General features: G+C 34.6%; 17 protein-coding genes. 2 read left to right on the top strand and 15 right to left on the bottom strand.

Translation table 11 applies throughout. The annotated features are described in order from the left end of the window. Positions 1 to 133: 133 nt before the first annotated feature. From QVO42_RS03295 to pyrG, 15 genes are all read right to left on the bottom strand, one after another. A complete protein-coding gene (locus QVO42_RS03295) occupies positions 134 to 1,138 on the bottom strand; it encodes an MBL fold metallo-hydrolase (RefSeq protein WP_022424754.1) in 1,005 nt (334 codons plus the stop codon). 74 nt (positions 1,139 to 1,212) lie between these two features. Then, positions 1,213 to 2,898 carry a DUF2207 family protein gene (locus QVO42_RS03290; protein WP_022424753.1) on the bottom strand — a complete coding sequence of 562 codons (1,686 nt, stop codon included), beginning with the start codon at positions 2,896 to 2,898 and terminating at the stop codon, positions 1,213 to 1,215. Beyond that, positions 2,898 to 3,440, bottom strand: a complete 543-nt coding sequence (locus QVO42_RS03285; protein ID WP_022424752.1) for a LemA family protein — start codon at positions 3,438 to 3,440, stop codon at positions 2,898 to 2,900. The genes QVO42_RS03290 and QVO42_RS03285 overlap by 1 nt, the downstream gene beginning before the upstream one ends. A 96-nt stretch (positions 3,441 to 3,536) precedes the next feature. Beyond that, positions 3,537 to 6,734, bottom strand: coding sequence for a carbamoyl-phosphate synthase large subunit (carB, locus tag QVO42_RS03280; RefSeq protein ID WP_022424751.1), 3,198 nt, complete (start codon positions 6,732 to 6,734; stop codon positions 3,537 to 3,539). A 1-nt stretch (position 6,735) separates the two neighbouring features. Then, on the bottom strand, positions 6,736 to 7,803 hold the full coding sequence (locus QVO42_RS03275) for a carbamoyl phosphate synthase small subunit (RefSeq protein WP_022424750.1): 1,068 nt from the start codon (positions 7,801 to 7,803) through the stop codon (positions 6,736 to 6,738). Between the two features lie 226 nt (positions 7,804 to 8,029). Then, a complete protein-coding gene (locus QVO42_RS03270; protein WP_022424748.1) occupies positions 8,030 to 8,896 on the bottom strand; it encodes an ROK family protein in 867 nt (288 codons plus the stop codon). Between the two features lie 87 nt (positions 8,897 to 8,983). Beyond that, positions 8,984 to 10,186, bottom strand: coding sequence for a threonine ammonia-lyase (gene ilvA / locus QVO42_RS03265; protein WP_022424747.1), 1,203 nt, complete (start codon positions 10,184 to 10,186; stop codon positions 8,984 to 8,986). 111 nt (positions 10,187 to 10,297) lie between these two features. Further along, positions 10,298 to 11,500 carry a threonine ammonia-lyase gene (gene ilvA, locus QVO42_RS03260; protein WP_022424746.1) on the bottom strand — a complete coding sequence of 401 codons (1,203 nt, stop codon included), beginning with the start codon at positions 11,498 to 11,500 and terminating at the stop codon, positions 10,298 to 10,300. 103 nt (positions 11,501 to 11,603) lie between these two features. Beyond that, positions 11,604 to 11,783: a DUF4250 domain-containing protein gene (locus QVO42_RS03255; RefSeq protein ID WP_022424745.1), complete on the bottom strand. Its 180-nt coding sequence runs from the start codon at positions 11,781 to 11,783 to the stop codon at positions 11,604 to 11,606. Next, a complete protein-coding gene (locus QVO42_RS03250) occupies positions 11,776 to 12,594 on the bottom strand; it encodes a Cof-type HAD-IIB family hydrolase (protein ID WP_022424744.1) in 819 nt (272 codons plus the stop codon). The genes QVO42_RS03255 and QVO42_RS03250 overlap by 8 nt, the downstream gene beginning before the upstream one ends. Next, positions 12,584 to 13,012, bottom strand: coding sequence for a YaiI/YqxD family protein (locus QVO42_RS03245; protein ID WP_022424743.1), 429 nt, complete (start codon positions 13,010 to 13,012; stop codon positions 12,584 to 12,586). The genes QVO42_RS03250 and QVO42_RS03245 overlap by 11 nt, the downstream gene beginning before the upstream one ends. Beyond that, entirely contained in the window at positions 13,009 to 13,578 is a 570-nt protein-coding gene (locus tag QVO42_RS03240; RefSeq protein WP_022424742.1) for a rhomboid family intramembrane serine protease, read from the bottom strand. The genes QVO42_RS03245 and QVO42_RS03240 overlap by 4 nt, the downstream gene beginning before the upstream one ends. Next, the gene (locus tag QVO42_RS03235; protein WP_288163715.1) at positions 13,575 to 14,285 is read right to left on the bottom strand and encodes a DUF5011 domain-containing protein; all 711 of its coding nucleotides are present in this window, start codon (positions 14,283 to 14,285) and stop codon (positions 13,575 to 13,577) included. Before QVO42_RS03235 ends, QVO42_RS03240 begins: the two co-directional genes overlap by 4 nt. Positions 14,286 to 14,469: 184 nt before the next feature. Further along, entirely contained in the window at positions 14,470 to 14,949 is a 480-nt protein-coding gene (ispF, locus tag QVO42_RS03230) for a 2-C-methyl-D-erythritol 2,4-cyclodiphosphate synthase (protein WP_288163713.1), read from the bottom strand. 57 nt (positions 14,950 to 15,006) lie between these two features. Then, a complete protein-coding gene (gene pyrG, locus QVO42_RS03225) occupies positions 15,007 to 16,608 on the bottom strand; it encodes a CTP synthase (RefSeq protein ID WP_022424739.1) in 1,602 nt (533 codons plus the stop codon). A gap of 156 nt (positions 16,609 to 16,764) precedes the next feature. Between pyrG and QVO42_RS03220 the strand changes: the two genes are divergently transcribed. Further along, positions 16,765 to 17,460 carry a response regulator transcription factor gene (locus QVO42_RS03220; protein ID WP_022424738.1) on the top strand — a complete coding sequence of 232 codons (696 nt, stop codon included), beginning with the start codon at positions 16,765 to 16,767 and terminating at the stop codon, positions 17,458 to 17,460. Continuing rightward, the gene (locus QVO42_RS03215; RefSeq protein WP_287845885.1) at positions 17,460 to 18,581 is read left to right on the top strand and encodes a sensor histidine kinase; all 1,122 of its coding nucleotides are present in this window, start codon (positions 17,460 to 17,462) and stop codon (positions 18,579 to 18,581) included. The genes QVO42_RS03220 and QVO42_RS03215 overlap by 1 nt, the downstream gene beginning before the upstream one ends. Positions 18,582 to 18,592 lie beyond the last annotated feature (11 nt).

The raw sequence follows: 18,592 nt of genomic DNA, 5'->3' as shown, positions 1-18,592 counted from the left end.
CGTCTCCCGGACTGCCTGTCTATAATACCCAATATCACAGCGTTTGTAAAGTGTTTTTTGAATAAAATTCAAAAAAATTATTTTTCTTATTTTATATCCTGTTTTTATGCCTGAAAATTATAAAAAGCATGCATTATGGATTGCATGCTTTACAAGGAATAAAGCCTTCATTTTGTGCTTCCTGTGAAGAACTAAAATAAACTTTATTCTTATCACTGATTGTTTTTACATACTGACAATCTTCAGTATGATACTTCTTAGTATTTCTAGATCCTATGTATTGTGTTGTTTGAGTAGTCGGGATTTCTTCTTTACCATTAAAGGTCAATTTATTCTTCTTAGAAACACAACGGATTGTACCTAATTCATCTGTACGATAAACCTGCATATTATATTTAGAGAATCTCTGTAATGCTTCCTTATGAGGATGACCATACATATTGTCTTTACCACAGGACACTACAACATAACTTGCCTTCATTCTAGATAACAGATTATCGCTGTTTGAATAAGCTGAACCATGATGACCTGCTTGGAATACATCACATTGTACATTGTTTAGTTTCTTTTCCATTGATTCTGCAGCATCACCAGTAAAGACAAAACGATGATAACCATCATCATATCTCATACACAAAGATGAATCATTATTGTTCTGTGCCCCTTCACCTACACCAATAAACTCAATAGAACCCGCACCTACTTGAAAGGTATCTCCTACCTTAGGCACAGTAATTTTCTTTTTCTTCTCTTTAATCGCATTTAATAGTTTCATATATGTATAAGAAGAAGAGGTTCTACTAGACATATATATCTTTTTTACATTTAATTGATAAATAATATTCTTTGCATCATTTATATGATCCGCATCACAATGCGTTAGGATTAATGCATCAAGTGTATTGATATAGTGTTCTTTTAAATAGTTCAAACTGGCATTTTCATATCCATCACCGTGTCCTGCATCAATAAGAACTGTTTGGTTATTATTTTGAATAAGTGTTGAATCTCCCTGCCCTACATTAATATAAGTGACTTGAGATTTGATATTGTTTGATACTTCTTTCTTCGGTGTAGGAGCTGTACTACAACCCGTTATAAGTACCATTGATAAGAATATACTAAATAACTTCTTCATAAATTCCTCCTGTCAATCATTATAGACAACTATTTTTCTTCTACAAGAAAAAAAGACAGGAAAAAATCCTGCCTCTAACGGACACCGCCGCCTCCACCACCGGAGAAGCCGCCTCCACCACCACTAAATGATGATGAACCACCTTGTCCTGCACTTGCAGCAGAAGAAGCTGCACTCATACTATTATGTGCAAATGTATGTGTATAGTAGTAAATTGGAAAATTATTGTAAGTTGATGTTTCTTCATAACGAGGAATCGCAACCTTCAATTGTTTTTCCACACGATCCGCAATACCAAGTACTGCCGCAAAGATGAGATATTCATCCCAAAGTTTAACTTCAATGGCAGCTTTTTCTTTCATATTGTCTTCATCCTCAAGGAAGTTATTAAATCCCCATACATAAAGACATTGATCATATGCTTTATCTGTCCATACTGTACGATCACGTGGAATATTCCAGAATAATAAGCGTTTATAAATAGTTTTAGTTTTCGCATAGCCATTCTTATTCATAGAATCTTCTGTGACATTATCCACTTTAGTGAACCAATCATCTATCTTCTTATAATGTTTGCTGCACCATTTCTGAAATGCTTTTGTTTGAAGAACACCATCTTTAGACGCAAGAATAAACATCTTATAAAGTGCTGTTTCCTGCTTGTTCTCAAACTTTGCATCTACATCAAGATACATATCATAATTCTTTTTCTTGACGATTGCGCCACTTTCCTTTTCTCTAATTGTGATGATACCATCACGTACCCATTTCAAGATAAATCCAGACACAAGGTTTTCACGACTCTCATCACCACCTATAATATCCAGCTTTTTAGCTAGATAATAGAACAAGAATATATCTTTATTACATGGAATTTCTCTAAATGGAGTTACTTCTTTGCCTTTAATTGTACGTCCATTCTCAAATACAACACCCGAATCTGATAATACAATAACAGCAACTATAATAAAGATAAGCATTAAAATCACAAAGATGATGAAGATAAAGATCATAATCATCGCTGCTTTTGACATACCACTAGAATAACTAGATCCTTCTTTTGCATCCTTCACAACATCTTCAAACTTTTCACTTGCATGACGTTTATTAGGTGATGTATAAGAATTACTTTCAAGACCCATTAATAACTGCATCCTATTACTACCCAAAGAGTCTGTTTTTAAAGTAACACCACCATTATCAAAATTCACACTGCCTGAATAACCAAATGCCCAGATTTTCGCATTCTCTTTACTATAGGGTGTCATACCAGTCACATGAATAGTAACATCTGCAACATCCAATGACATATCACTAATAAAAGCATAGTTAATACCCTGCTGGTCCTTATACTGATTCACAAAATGTTCAATCTGGTAAGCCATTGTATAAGAACGTGTCCCATAATCACCTAGACCAAAGCACAACTCATAGTGGCCACCATCTTTAATCAAACCACATTTATTAATTTTAGATTCTCTAGAAACATCAGAATCCCATGTACCGATATTTTTGTATGTTACCCCATGATCGTCAGTGACACCAATAAGTGTCAATGGCTGATCATTCATACCATTGAATATTTTGTATCCTTCTGTCCCTTCCGATACATCCATATCCCATTTCTCTACAAATGTTGCTGTACCATTTTGATCAATTTGGCAAGTAATGCCAATATTGGTTACTTTTGTGCTTGATGCATCAACTGCAGTTGGTATCAACAGCAACAATACTGTAAGAAATGATAATAAGCGTTTCATTAGAATTGTACCTTTGGTACTTCTTTAGATGCTTCATCCACTTCAAAGAAGTTCATCTTTTCAAAGTGGAACATTGAAGCAATGATATTAGAAGGGAACATTTCTAACTTATTCACATACTGTTTAACATCATCATTATAGAACTGTCTTGCATAACTGATTTTATCTTCAGTTTCCTTTAAATCATTCTGTAAAGACATGAAGTTTGCATTAGCCTTTAAATCAGGATAACTTTCCTGAAGCATCATTAAACGACTTAATGATCTTTCTAATTCACCTGCATTCTTAAGCTGTTCTTCTGGTGCGGAAGCAGTTACATAACTGTTTCTTGCACGAATAGCTCCTTCAAGCGTTTCCTTTTCATGCTTTGCATAACCTTTTACAGTTTCTACAATATTAGGAATCATATCTGCACGTCTTTTTAATTGAACATCAATCTGTGCCCATGCAGCAAGGCACTTATTCTTAGACTTAACAAGTCCATTGTATGTTGCGATTGTATATAAAACGATTAATACAATCACCACTACCGCAATAATCATAATTACGTCCTCCTTTGTATATGCATAATTATATCAACAAACACATGTGAAACATAGAAAAAAAGGCTATGATGCAAAATCATAGCCTTAAGGTGTTTACTTTAATTTTGTAATATCAACTAATGAAGTTGGACCCTGATGTCTCTTTTCTAGACAGTTGATTAATGCCTGTGCTGTATCTAATGATGTATAGATAGGGATACCTGCTTCAACTGCAAATCTTCTAATTAAGAAACCGTCCTTTAAGTTATCATTTCTTGTAGGAATATCGATAACTAAGTCAACTGTATCAGTTAACATTAAGTCAAAGATTGTGTTAGACTTTTCCGCAATTCTGTTAACTCTATGAACTGGTACATCATGTTCCTTTAAGAAGTTATAAGTACCTTCTGTTGAATAAAGGTCATATCCAAACATATAGAACTGCTTAGCAATTGGTAAGAATTCTTCTTTAGAGCTGTCCTTGATTGTACAGATGATATTCTTTCTCTTTGGTAAGTTGATACCTGTTCCAATAAATGCCTTATAGATTGCTTCGTCAAATGTCTTTGCGATACCTAATACTTCACCTGTAGATTTCATTTCTGGGCCAAGTGAAATTTCAGCACCCTTGATCTTTTCAAATGAGAAGACTGGCATCTTAACTGCAACAGTTTCTTTTTCTGGCTGTAAGCCATATTCATAACCCTGATCCTTGATTGAATGACCCATGATAACCTTAGTTGCAACATCTACTACTGGAATATCTGTTACCTTTGAGATATATGGAATTGTACGAGAAGATCTTGGGTTTACTTCGATTACATAAACTTCATCTTCATATACGATGAACTGGATGTTAATTAATCCAATAACGTGTAATGCTTTTGCTAAACGCTGAGTGTAGTCACAGATAACTTGCTTGATTTCAGGCTTGATCTTCTGTGGTGGATATACTGAGATACTGTCACCAGAGTGAACACCAGCTCTTTCAACGTGTTCCATAACACCAGGGATAAGTACGCCGTTTTCATCACATACAGCATCTACTTCTACTTCCTTACCTGATAAGTACTTATCGATAAGAATTGGATGTTCCTGGAACTGACGGTTGATGATCTTCATGAACTTCTTGATATCACCATCATTTAAGGCGATTTCCATACCTGCACCACCTAATACATATGATGGACGTACAAGTACTGGGTAACCTAATTTATTTGCAACTTCTAATGCTTCATCTACAGTAAATACTGTGGCTCCTCTAGGACGATCGATTTCACATTTTTCTAACACTTCATCAAAACGTTCTCTGTCTTCTGCAGCGTCTACGCTATCAGCTGAAGTACCAAGGATAGGAACTCCCATATCCATTAAGTCCTGAGTTAACTTAATAGCTGTCTGACCACCAAACTGAACGATTGCACCATCTGGTTTTTCAAGTTCAACAATGCTCTGAACATCTTCCTGAGTAAGTGGTTCAAAGTATAATCTATCAGCGATATCGAAGTCAGTAGAAACTGTTTCTGGGTTGTTGTTGACGATGATTGTTTCATAGCCAGCAGCTCTTAATGCCCATACACAATGTACTGAACAGTAGTCGAATTCGATACCCTGTCCGATACGGATTGGTCCTGAACCTAATACCATAACCTTCTTACGAGTGTTATCTGGTTTAATTTCATGTTCTCCACCATATACTGAATAGAAATATGGAGTTTCAGCATCAAATTCTGCAGCACAAGTATCAACTGTCTTGAATGCAGCAGTAATATTGTTTTCTAAACGATAATCATGAATTTCATTCTTATCTTTACCAGTTAAGTCTGCAATAACTCTATCTGGGAATTCAACTCTCTTAGCAGCCTTTAATAATTCTGGAGTTAATTCTTCTGTCTTTAATTTATTTTCGATTTCTACAAGATGTTTGATCTTATCAATAAACCATGAATCAATCTTAGTGATATTATGGATTTCTTCTTCAGTAATGCCCTGTCTTAATGCTTCGGCTACTGCGAAGATTCTCTGGTCATCTACATCTTTTAATTTAGTTCTTAAGTATTCTGTGTCTTTACCTTCCATTTCAGGAATTGATAAATAGAATACATTCTGTTCAAGTGAACGTAATGCTTTCATTAAAGCACCTTCGAAGTTATTACAGATTGCCATAACTTCACCAGTTGCCTTCATCTGTGTACCAAGTTTTCTTGATGCACCATAGAACTTATCGAATGGCCATTTAGGAATCTTACATACGATATAGTCTAATGTTGGTTCATAAGAAGCATATGTCTTACCTGTTACAGCATTTACGATTTCATCAAGTGAATAACCTAATGCAATCTTAGCAGCTAACTTTGCAATTGGGTAACCAGTTGCTTTAGAAGCTAAAGCTGAAGAACGGCTGACACGTGGGTTAACTTCGATAACACAATATTCAAAAGAATTTGGGTTTAATGCGAACTGTACGTTACATCCACCCTTGATGTTTAATGCAGTGATGATGTTTAAAGCAGAGCTTCTTAACATCTGATATTCTTTATCACCTAAAGTCTGAGAAGGAGCTACTACGATAGAGTCACCAGTATGAACACCTACTGGGTCAACGTTTTCCATATTACATACTGTAATACAGTTACCATTGCCATCTCTCATTACTTCGTATTCGATTTCCTTCCAACCGGCAATACATCTTTCAATTAAGCACTGAGATACACGTGATAATCTTAAACCATTAGTACAGATATCATGTAATTCTTCAGGAGTTTCAGCAATACCTCCACCAGTACCACCAAGTGTATATGCTGGTCTTACTACTACTGGGTAACCAATCTTTTCAGCAAATTCTAATGCATCATCTACATGGTTAACAACTGTTGAAGCAGCCACTGGTTCATGGATTCTTTCCATTAATTCCTTGAATTCAAGACGGTCTTCTGCAAGCTTGATTGTAGTTGTATTAGTACCGATAGTACGTACGTTATGTGCTTCTAAGAAACCTTCATCAGCAAGTGCCATTGCGATATTCAAGGCATTCTGACCACCAAGAGTTGGTAAGATTGAATCTGGTTTTTCTTTTAAGATTAAGTTCTTAACAACAGGAACTGTTAAAGGTTCAATATAAACATGATCTGCAATATCCTTATCAGTCATGATTGTTGCAGGGTTAGAGTTAATAAGAACGACTTCAATTCCTTCTTCTTTTAATGCACGACAAGCCTGAGTACCTGCATAGTCGAATTCAGCTGCCTGTCCAATAATAATTGGTCCTGATCCAATAACAAGAACCTTTTTTATATCTTTATTCTTAGGCATTCTACTTTCCCTCCATCATCTTAATAAACTCATCAAATAAATATTCAGTATCTCTAGGTCCAGCATTTGCTTCTGGGTGGAACTGAACAGTTTTGATATTCTTATTTAAATATTCAACACCTTCAATAGTGCCATCATTTACGTTTCTAAACCAAGCCTTAGCCACTGCAGGATCAATTGAATCATCCTTGATAACATAGTTATGGTTCTGTGTAGAGATATAAACACGGTTAGTGTCTAAATCCTTAACTGGATGGTTTGCACCATGATGTCCATATTTTAATTTTTCTGTCTTGAAGCCATGAGCAAGAGCCATTAACTGATGTCCAAGACAAATTGCGAAAATTGGCATACCGCTTTCTGATAATTTCTTCACTTCTGCGATAATATCAGTTACTTCAGCTGGGTCACCAGGACCGTTACTTAACATAATACCATCAAAGTTACCTTCTAATACTTCAGAAGCAGGTGTAGTAGCTGGGAATACTGTTACTTCACAGTTTCTCTTTGCTAATTCATTCGCAATATTACGCTTAGCACCAAAGTCATATAAAGCAACTTTCATTCTGCCTGTACCAACAGTATATTTTTCTTTACATGTACATGCCTTTACAACACCCTGTACCTTGAATGCTTTAATCTTGTCGATGACTTCGCTTACTTCATACTTATGAGTAGTGATCATACCGTTCATACAACCATCATTACGAAGTAACTTAGTAAGTGCACGTGTATCAATTCCCTGGATACCTGGAATATGATTACGTACTAAATAATCATTTAAATCTTCATTCTTTCTAAAGTTAGATCCTAAACGTGATAATTCGTTTACTACAAATCCTTCAACATATGGGTGTTCAGATTCCTGATCTTCTAAACATACACCATAGTTACCAATAAGTGGGTAAGTCATTACAACACTCTGACCTGCATAAGATGGGTCTGTCAACACTTCTACATAACCAGTCATTGAAGTATTGAAGACAAATTCGCTTATGACTTCTTTTTCATATCCAAAGCTTTCCCCTTCAAACACATGTCCGTCTTCTAAAATTAAATAAGCTTTCATAGTCAACCTCCTCAATTATGAAAAAGACATATCACCAATAGATGATATGTCCTTAAAATAAGAAATCTAAAAAATGAAAATAAGAACCCTTAGGAAACACGTTTGCGAAAACTGAAGTTGTCATAATTGTGTTTGCGTTCATATTCTCACTCCTTCTGTTGTAGTATAAACGATATTAAGATTGTAAGCAAGCAAAAAATGAATACTCAAAAATTTTTTTATTTTACTATTTTGAAGTTGTTAAATAGTGGTAGATTGCACCTATAATATTGGCATCATTCGCAAAGGCACATTTCTTTACAACAGGCTTAATACATGCAGGTTCAACTTTGTCTATAATAATATCTAAACGTTTATTGATTTCATCAATCATATCTTCTCTTACAGAAATGCCCCCACCAATAATAATCACTTCTGGATCATAGGAATATTGAATATTATAGATACCTACTGCAAGAGCATAATAGAAACGATTGACATACTTCTTGAATACTTCATTTTCGTTGGCATGATCAAAGATATAACGTCCATCATATGTTTCACCTAGTTCTTTTTCTACACCCTTAACAATGGCGACTGTAGAATCAAGAGACCAATTGTTAAACTCAAGTGAATCTGCATCAAAGTTATTAATCATATAACCAAATTCACCACCATGAAGATGTTTACCCTTATGAATCTTCTTATCTTTAACCACAGCACCACCAATACCTGTACCACATACGACAAAGCAGCAATCCTGATTATCTTTAGCGGCACCTAGCCATACTTCTGCAAGTGCTGCACAGTTGGCATCATTTTCTAGTTCTACACGTGTCTGTAATCTTTCTTCTAGATCCTTCTTTATATTAGGACCATGAATATAGTCAATCGCAGATGCACCATAAATGACACCTTCATCACTTGCAACAGCTCCTGGCATACTTAACGCAATACCATCAACATCTCTTTCTTTATAAATAGTTTCAATCGCCTGATACATATTTTCTAAAGTATCAGGTGTTTTAAAAGACCCCTTATCAAACAAATGACCTTTTTCATCGCATGTTGCGTATTTGACAGAAGTCCCTCCTACATCAATTCCTAGTAACATATCAATTTCCTCCTATCTATAGAATAGCACAAAAGAAATGCACAATAGTAAAATAGATTAAAAAAAGGAATAACGTTACGTTATTCCCTAGTTAACACGATGAATTTCTAAACCATTCTGTTTAAATGTTTCAATTATTGTATCGATATGAGATTCCCCATTTGTTTCACAAGTGACTCTTAATTCTACTTCAGAGAATCTTGCGAAGTTCTTGAACTGGTTATGATCAACCGCTACAACATTCGCATTACATTCATTTAATAGATGTGCTACTTTTTCTAACTGTCCAGGAATATCTGGAAGCTGTACTGAGAATGAGAAGATTCTTCCTCTTTCAATAAGTCCCTTATTGATCATAGAAGAAATAGAAAGTACATCAATGTTACCACCTGATACAAGTGAAACAACCTTCTTATTCTTTTCATTGAGTTTCTTTAATGCAGCCAGTGAAAGAATACCTGAGTTTTCAGCAACAAGCTTATGTTTTTCTACAAGTACTAAGAATGCATCCATTAACTCATAATCACTGACTGTGATAATACCATCTACATATTGTTTAATATATTCAAAAGGCTTTTCACCAATTGTCTTAACTGCAGTACCATCCGCAATAGTCACTGCTTCATTTAATGAAACGATACGATCTTCATTAATGGCAGCAAGGGCACTGGCAGCTCCTTCTGGTTCTACACCAATGATCTTAACTGTTGGTTTAATAAGTTTTGCGGCACAGGCAATACCTGAAATCAATCCTCCACCACCAACTGGCACAAGAATAATATCTGTATCTGGTAATTCTTCGAGAATTTCTAAGGCAATGGTTCCCTGGCCTTCAATGACATCTTCATCATCAAATGGATGTACAAATGTATAGCCGTGTTCTTTCTGTAATTCTACTGCCTTATTATATGCATCATCATATACCTCACCATGAAGAACCACTTCAGCACCTAATGCCTTAGTGGCATCTACTTTAATAAGTGGAGTATGGGCAGGCATAACAATTGTAGCCTTAACACCTAACTGCTGAGCTGCATAAGCCACACCCTGGGCATGGTTTCCTGCACTTGAGGCAATAAGTCCTCTAGATTTAGATTCATCATCCATCTTCATGATCTTATTATAAGCACCTCTAATTTTAAATGCGCCTGTTCTCTGTAAGTTTTCTGGTTTGATATAAACAGTATTTCTACTTTCTTTAGAAAAAGCTGGGCTATAAATCAAAGGTGTAGGAAGAATGACTTCATCCACTCTCTTCTTTGCTTCTTCAAAATTCTTTAGTTCTAACACTTAAATCCCCCTCTCAAAAATCTGTTTTTCACATTATAGCACCATTATTATTCTATTAAAACTAAATATTTACTTAATTTTATAGAAAAAGGAATAGCTGATTGCTATTCCTTAGTTGATACGCTGGATTTCAAATCCATTCTTTTTAAATGTTTCGATAATAGATTCAATATGCGCTTCACCATTTGTTTCACAAGTGACTCTTAATTCTACTTCAGAGAATCTTGCGAAGTTCTTGAACTGATTATGGTCTGCAGTGACAACGTTCGCATTACATTCATTAAGAATATGAGCCACCTTCTCTAACTGACCTGGACTATCTGGTAACTGTAATGAGAATGAGAAAATTCTACCTCTTTCAATCAGTCCTTTATTAATCATAGAAGAGATAGAAAGTACATCAATATTACCACCAGAAATGAGTGAGACAACCTTCTTATTCTTTTCATTGAGTTTCTTTAATGCAGCAAGTGAAAGAATACCTGAGTTTTCAGCAACAAGTTTATGTTTTTCTACGAGTACTAAGAATGCCGCCATTAACTCATAATCACTGACTGTGATAATACCATCTACATATTCTTTAATATATTCAAATGGTGTTTTACCAATTGTCTTAACAGCTGTACCATCCGCAATAGTCACTGCTTCATTTAATGATACAGCACGGTCTTCGTTAATGGCAGCAAGCGCACTTGCAGCTCCTTCTGGTTCTACACCGATGATCTTAACTGTTGGTTTAATAAGTTTTGCGGCACAGGCAATACCTGAAATCAATCCTCCACCACCAACTGGTACAAGAATAATATCTACATCTGGTAATTCTTTAAGAATTTCTAAGGCAATAGTTCCCTGACCTTCAATGACATCTTCATCATCAAATGGATGTACAAATGTATAGCCATGTTCCTTCTGTAATTCTACTGCCTTATTATATGCATCGTCATATACTTCACCATGAAGTACAACATCAGCACCTAATGCCTTAGTGGCATCTACTTTAATAAGTGGAGTATGAGCAGGCATAACAATTGTAGCCTTAACACCTAACTGCTGGGCTGCATAAGCCACACCCTGGGCATGGTTTCCTGCACTTGAGGCAATAAGTCCTCTAGACTTAGATTCATCATCCATCTTCATGATCTTATTATAAGCGCCTCTAATTTTAAATGCGCCTGTTCTCTGTAAGTTTTCTGGTTTTATATAAACCATATTTCTACACTCTTTAGAAAATGCTGGACTATAGATCAAAGGTGTTGGAATGATCACTTCGTCTACTCTCTTTTTTGCTTCTTCAAAATCTTTTAGCTCTAACATTTTTTATTTTTCCTCCATATATTTATATTTTTAACGTTATCGCGTTATTTTGGTTCTAAATAAGACAAATTTTAGGCAAAATAATAAGAGTGGTAATACACTCTTATTTGAACTGATTTGATTTGTATGTGTAATGGTAACCAATAGCTTCCATCTTATCTACGATTTCCTGCATAGGAATATGATAGTCGTAGCATAAGTCTGCAAGATCTTCGTATTGGTCTCTAAGTTTCATATTTAACCAGCTAAGTAACATCACTGGATCTTTAGGCATTTCACTCATCTCTTAGTTCCTCCTCTAATTTCTTCAACATATAGGCAATACCATCTTCATCATTTGATAAAGTCACAACATCAGCTCTTTCTTTGACTTCATCTACTGCATTAGCCATAGCGACACCACAGCCTGCATATTCAATGAGTGATAAGTCATTGAATCCATCACCAAAGGCAATCACTTCTTCTTTTGTAAGATGAAGCATCTTTACTAGCTTATCTAAAGAAGCTGCTTTATCGATATTTGGTGCCATAACTTCAATAAAGAATGGTGCAGAACGGTAAATACTTAAACCTGGGAATGCACTCTTGTAGTCTTCTAATACAGAAGCCACATGTTCAGGATCACCTGTACATAATACTTTATTAATAGGATCTCTTAAAATTGATTTAAAAGATTCAGCCTTTTTAATTTCGATATCGTTAATATGTCCTTCTATATTAACATACTGATCATCTACATCTTCAGTATAAACAGCATCATCATAATATGTCATAATCGCAAGATTATGTTTCTTTGCTTCATCATATGCTTTTTTAGCCTGTTCAACAGTCAAACGCTGTTCAAACATAGTCTGTCTTGTTTTCGCATCCATGACCTTAGCACCATTGAATGATAATAAGTAACCTTCATACTTTTCTAATTCAAGTGCAGCTGCTTCATGTCTTAAACCAGGTGTTGGTCTACCTGATGCAAGAACTACTGTTGCACCTAACTGCTGTGCTTTAATAAGTGTCTTACGTGTTTCATCAGTAATTTTATTTTCTGAATTCTTTAATGTACCATCTAAATCTAATGCAATTAACTTATATTTCATTTGATATAATCCCCTCTATTGTTTTTAAAAATCTCTCTCTTGTTTCTTGTGTACGTTTCTTTGGTCCTTTGACAAGTTGATGCTTACGCATCTTTCCATTGATATAGCGTGTCATTAAAAGTGAGTCTATATTATTAGAATCAATAATAAACCCTGAAGGATGAACAACAATCGCACCTTTAGTAAGAAGCATACCTGCCTCACCATAATCCTGTGTAATCACAAGATCACCCTTCTTCACATCTTTTAAAATAGCATAATCCACACTATCATTTCCCTGATCACACATAATAACTGATTCATAATCAAAGAAATGATTCATATCACAATACACTACCATCTTTATATCATATTTATCACACAAAAAAGCGATTTTTTCAATATCTGGTGTTGCATCTCCATCAATTAGTATTCTCATATTACTTTTAAGAGATACATAATATACATAGTGAGGTATCCACCAACTAATCCACCTACATGTCCTGTCTTAGAAATACGAGAATTCATAAGAGTAAAGGCAACGTTAATCGCAATACAAGGTAAATAGCCTCTTAATAAATCAAAGAAAGCACCACCTTTAAATAAACCTAGTCCAATAATAGCTCCTAAAAAGCCATAGAATAAACCACTTGCACCAATTGTAATAGAGTTATCCACACTAGAATCTCTATAAGAATAGTAATAAGTAGCGAGTGAACTCATCACAATAGATACTAAGACAAGTATTAAATAGCGTACTGGTCCAAGTAGTGTTTCAAACATACGTCCTAAATAGAAGATACAGTACATATTCATAAATAAATGAAGAAATTCTGTATGAATAAAAGCAGATGTAATAAATCGCCAATATTCTCCTCTATTTTTCACATACGGTGTATATAAAGCACCTAAATGCATCGCTTCTGAAGTTTTATTATCCTTAGAAAAATAATTAATATAAACAAAAACTGCTATACATATAGCCATAAAGATATATGTAATCATTCAATAACCTCCACTACTCTTGTAACTTTCGCCATATTCTTAGAACTATCAGTGACTGTATATGTTAGAGTATAACGTCCTACAGTATTAGTCTGTACTTTACCTGTAACAACAATCTTATTTGTTAAGTCACCATCTTCATTATCATAGGCTGTAACACCTTCTCTTGCATTAAAGTTATCACCTAAATGAATGACTTTATCTTCTGCCCCTTTGATCACAGGAACAATTAACTCATTGGCTACAATCACTTTAATACGCATTGGAAAAGATGTATTACCTTGTTCATCTCTTACTACAACACGTTCAATATATGTACCTACTTTTTCATATGTTTTCTCTTTCACAAGTTCTTCACTATTTTCTTTCTTTAAGAAATAGATTTGTGTTAAAGATGCATCATTGACTTCAGCGACTGTATTTTTTGCATAGAGTGGCTGATTAGGATTTACATAATAAACAAGCTTTTTAAGTTTTACTGTTGGTTTTTTTGTATCTACAATCTTAATCTTAAAGTCATAATCACGTCCTGCATATTCAATACTTGCATTATAGTTACCTACTTTATTCAAGTTAACACGCTTCAAGTTTAAAGTAAGTGATTTTTTTATTCTATCTGGACAGATGACATAATCCTCTATATTCTGTGATACTTCCTGTCCTAATTCATAAGTAAATACTGTCTGTTTCAATTCAAAAGTTGCCATAGTGGTAATCTTAAAAACAGAAAATAATTCAAGGAAAATAAATAATAGTAAAATGACAGTAATCAGTTTGTTCCTCCATTTCACTAGTATCACCTCTTTCGTGCCTTCATTATACTATAAAAGATATCTGAGTGACAAAAAAGATGATGTAAAAACATCACCTTATTTAAAAAATACATAACTATTACACATTTTCAAGTAAGCAGACTGCCTGAGAAACGACTCCTTCTCCTCTTCCTACAAAACCAAGCTTTTCACCGCGAGTGGCTTTCACATTAATCTGTGTCACATCACAATGAAGTGCTTCCGCAATATTATGTCTCATTGTAGGTATATGAGGTGCCATCTTTGGCTGTTCTGTCATAATAATCGCATCCACATTACCAATCTTATAACCTTTTTCATTCATCAACTTATATGTTTCTTCTAATAAGATCATTGAAGAAATACCTTTGTAGCGATCATCTGTATCAGGGAAATGTTTCCCAATATCTCCTTCACCTAATGCCCCAATGATTGACTCAATAATCGCATGCAAGAGAACATCAGCATCACTATGTCCCTTTAACCCTTTTTCATAAGGAATTTCTACACCACCAAGAATAAGCTTTCTTCCTTCTACTAATTGATGAATATCTATTGACTGTCCTATACGCATAACCATACCTCCATGCCTTTTATTGTAACATAAAAGGCATGAGGTTACCCTCATGCCAATATATTAATTGTATTTCTTTTTATGTGCTGCATCTATAAGTCCCTGGAATAGAGGATGTGCTCTATTTGGTCTAGAATTAAATTCTGGATGGAACTGACATGCAACGAAATATGGATGGTTAGGCACTTCAATGATTTCTACTAAATCTCTCTTTGGATTACGTCCAGAGATAACAAGTCCTGCATCTTCTAACATCTGACGATATGTATTATTGAATTCATATCTATGTCTATGTCTTTCCTGGATAAGATCCTTTCCATATAACTTATGCGCAATTGTACCTTCTTTTAATTCACAAGTGTAGTTACCAAGTCTCTGAGTACCACCCATGTTTTCTAAAGACTGATCGTGCATTAATGAAATTAATGGAGTCATACAGTTCTTATCGAATTCTAATGAGTTAACATCATCAAGTTTACATACATTTCTTGCATATTCAATAGAAGCACACTGCATACCTAAGCAGATTCCTAAGAATGGAATATCATGTTCTCTTGCATACTGAATAGCAACAATCATGCCTTCAACACCTCTGTTACCAAATCCACCTGGTACTAAGATACCATCAGCATCAGCAAGCTTAGAAGCGATATTTTCCTTAGTTACTTCTTCAGAGTTAACCCAGTCAATTTCAACTTCACTATTTGCATAATAACCCGCATGTTTTAATGCTTCATTGACTGATAAGTAAGCATCTGGGAATTCACAGTACTTACCAACCATCTTTATTTTAACTGTATCCTTTAAGTTCTTAACTCTTTCAACTAATTCACGCCATTCAGTGAAATCAGCTTCAGGAGCTTCAATTCTTAAATGATCAAGTACAACATCATCCATATGCTGATCTAATAATTCTACTGGTAATTCATAAAGAACATCTACATCATAGTTTGAGATGATAGCTTCCTTAGGAACATTACAGAATAAAGAGATTTTGTCCTTTAATTCATCAGAAATAGTATGTTCACTACGACATACGATAATATCTGGCTGGATACCATATCCTAATAATTCCTTAACACTATGCTGTGTTGGTTTAGTCTTTACTTCATGGCTGGCACCAATATATGGAAGTAAAGTTGTATGTATATAAAGAGTATTCTTGTAGCCTCTATCGAGTCTTACCTGTCTAATTGCTTCAATAAATGGTAATGATTCGATATCTCCTACAGTACCACCGATTTCTGTAATAACGATATCTGCCTGAGAAGATTCTTCTGCAGCATAAATCTTGTCCTTAATCGCATTAGTAATATGAGGAACAACCTGTACTGTTGCGCCTAAGTAATCCCCTCTTCTTTCTTTAGAAATTACATCGCTATATACTCTACCAGTTGTAACTGAAGAGTTTTTGTTTAAGTCTTCATCAATAAAACGTTCATAATGACCTAAGTCTAAGTCTGTTTCTGCGCCATCAGCTGTTACATAAACTTCACCATGCTGATAAGGAGACATAGTTCCTGGATCGACATTGATATAAGGATCAAGTTTCTGCATGAATACTTTTAATCCTCTTTGTTTTAATATTCTACCTAAAGATGCAGCTGTTAAACCTTTCCCTAGACCTGATACGACACCACCTGTGACAAATATGAATTTTGCCATTCTCTTCACCTCTTTCTCTATATTAAACAAAAAAAAGCACCTACGGAAGACCCGTTTGTGCCCTTTACAACTATAGCAAATTCCCCCGTCGTATGCAATTCTTTTCTTTATTTTATTAATTAATTATATTATGATATGGCTTGGGAGGATAAACATATGGAAACACCTCGTATATTAGTTATTGATGATGAAAAAGAAATTTGTGATCTTATTGAAATTTATTTAAGTCAAGAAGGTTATCATGTTGAAAAGCGTTATAATGCCTATACATTATTACGTGATCTTGAAAAGTTCAAGATTGATCTTGTAATTCTAGATATGATGATGCCTGGGGTAGATGGTTTACAGGCATTAGAGATGATCAGAGAAAAGTACAATATCCCCGTTATCTTTGTATCAGCTAAGACAGCTGATCAGGATAAGATTGAAGGATTATTAAAGGGTGCTGATGATTATATCGCAAAACCTTTTAATGCAATGGAATTAGTGGCACGTGTTAAGTCACAATTAAGACGTTATCAGGTATATAGTAAGCCTATTGGTGTAGATAATTCTATTATTCAGGCCAACGACCTTCTTATTGATACAAATAAGAAGATGGTTTCTGTAGATAATCGTCCAGTGGCTGTGACTAAGATTGAATATGAAATCTTAGTATTACTTGCCTCACATCCTGGTACAGTATTCTCTACTGAAGATATCTATACAAAAATATGGCATGAAGAAGCAACGCATGCCAACAATACCATCATGGTACATATTAGAAAACTAAGAGAAAAGATTGAAAGACAGCCACGTACGCCAAGACATATTATTACTGTCTGGGGCATTGGTTATAAGTTCGAATTATGATGCAGAAACTAAGAAAGCTGTTTATTTCTTCTTTTAAATGGCGTTTGTTGATTAATATTACATTAAGTTATCTTGTCGCATTTCTTATTTATTCTATTCTAGGAATTATATTCGATAGAATTATTCCTATTGCGGTACCTAATGAAATGCGTTATGCATTATGTTATGCCATTTCTTTTATTGTCTTTGTAGAAATCTTCTTTAAACTGATTGATTTCACAATTGAATATATTAGAAAGCTGAGACGCTCTATCCAGCAGGTAACAAGTGGCAATTATGGTGTACAGTGTGAAGTAGAATATGATGATGAATTAGGTTCTCTTGCCGCTAACATCAATGTCTTATCAAAAACATTGCTTGCGAAAGAAAAAGAAAGTGAAAAGCTAAAAGAAAAAGAAAGAGCTGCATTAGATATAGAACGTAATGCAGAAAGACAGAAGAATGAATTAATCACAAACGTAGCCCATGACTTAAGAACACCTCTTACAACTATTGTAGGATATCTTGAGTTGATTAAAGATGATACAGCTTTATCTAAAGAAGATGTACATAAGTATTCTGGTATTGCGTATGAGAAATCAATACGTCTACAGGAAATGATGGATGACCTCTTTGAATTCACTAAACTTGATAATGCAGATATCAAGTTGAATAAGAGTATGATTAATCTATCTGGATTAATTATGCAGATGACAGACGAGTTCTATCCTTCATTTAAAGACTGTAATATTACACCAATAGTAGATTTACCTGAAGAGAATATCTATGTTCAGGGAGATGGTCAGTTATTAGCCCGTGTATTTGATAATCTTATTTCTAATGCACTCAAGTATGGCTATCATAATACCGATTTAAAGATAGAAGTATCCGGTGATGAGAAATATGCAACTGTTAAAGTCATCAACCATGGTGACACTATTGCATCAGAGGATATCCCACTTCTATTTAATAAATTTTATCGTACAGACTCATCACGAAACTCTAAAACAGGTGGTACTGGCTTAGGACTAGCAATCACTAAGAATATAGTAGACCTTCATCATGGTGATATTTCTGTTACAAGTGATGATCAAATTACAACATTCATCGTCAAATTCAACAGATATTTCGATCAGAACTAACATAAAAGAGG

The sequence above is a fragment of the Catenibacterium sp. CAG:290 genome (genome assembly GCF_000437715.1).
Lineage (GTDB): Bacteria > Bacillota_I > Bacilli_A > Erysipelotrichales > Coprobacillaceae > Catenibacterium > Catenibacterium mitsuoka_A.
Note: the sequence above shows the minus strand (reverse complement) of the source record. Positions and strands in the feature narration are given on the sequence as shown.

Bases quoted from the DNA above. Each gene is read 5' to 3' on its own strand.
- QVO42_RS03295 (WP_022424754.1), bottom strand. From the start codon at position 1,138: ATGAAGAAGTTATTTAGTATATTCTTATCAATGGTACTTATAACGGGT.
- QVO42_RS03215 (WP_287845885.1), top strand. From the start codon at position 17,460: ATGCAGAAACTAAGAAAGCTGTTTATTTCTTCTTTTAAATGGCGTTTG.
- QVO42_RS03275 (WP_022424750.1), bottom strand. From the start codon at position 7,803: ATGAAAGCTTATTTAATTTTAGAAGACGGACATGTGTTTGAAGGGGAA.
- ilvA (WP_022424746.1), bottom strand. From the start codon at position 11,500: ATGTTAGAGCTAAAAGATTTTGAAGAAGCAAAAAAGAGAGTAGACGAA.
- QVO42_RS03285 (WP_022424752.1), bottom strand. From the start codon at position 3,440: ATGATTATTGCGGTAGTGGTGATTGTATTAATCGTTTTATATACAATC.
- pyrG (WP_022424739.1), bottom strand. From the start codon at position 16,608: ATGGCAAAATTCATATTTGTCACAGGTGGTGTCGTATCAGGTCTAGGG.
- QVO42_RS03270 (WP_022424748.1), bottom strand. From the start codon at position 8,896: ATGTTACTAGGAATTGATGTAGGAGGGACTTCTGTCAAATACGCAACA.
- QVO42_RS03250 (WP_022424744.1), bottom strand. From the start codon at position 12,594: ATGAAATATAAGTTAATTGCATTAGATTTAGATGGTACATTAAAGAAT.
- QVO42_RS03235 (WP_288163715.1), bottom strand. From the start codon at position 14,285: ATGGCAACTTTTGAATTGAAACAGACAGTATTTACTTATGAATTAGGA.
- QVO42_RS03240 (WP_022424742.1), bottom strand. From the start codon at position 13,578: ATGATTACATATATCTTTATGGCTATATGTATAGCAGTTTTTGTTTAT.
- carB (WP_022424751.1), bottom strand. From the start codon at position 6,734: ATGCCTAAGAATAAAGATATAAAAAAGGTTCTTGTTATTGGATCAGGA.
- QVO42_RS03255 (WP_022424745.1), bottom strand. From the start codon at position 11,783: ATGAGTGAAATGCCTAAAGATCCAGTGATGTTACTTAGCTGGTTAAAT.
- QVO42_RS03220 (WP_022424738.1), top strand. From the start codon at position 16,765: ATGGAAACACCTCGTATATTAGTTATTGATGATGAAAAAGAAATTTGT.
- QVO42_RS03245 (WP_022424743.1), bottom strand. From the start codon at position 13,012: ATGAGAATACTAATTGATGGAGATGCAACACCAGATATTGAAAAAATC.
- ispF (WP_288163713.1), bottom strand. From the start codon at position 14,949: ATGGTTATGCGTATAGGACAGTCAATAGATATTCATCAATTAGTAGAA.
- QVO42_RS03290 (WP_022424753.1), bottom strand. From the start codon at position 2,898: ATGAAACGCTTATTATCATTTCTTACAGTATTGTTGCTGTTGATACCA.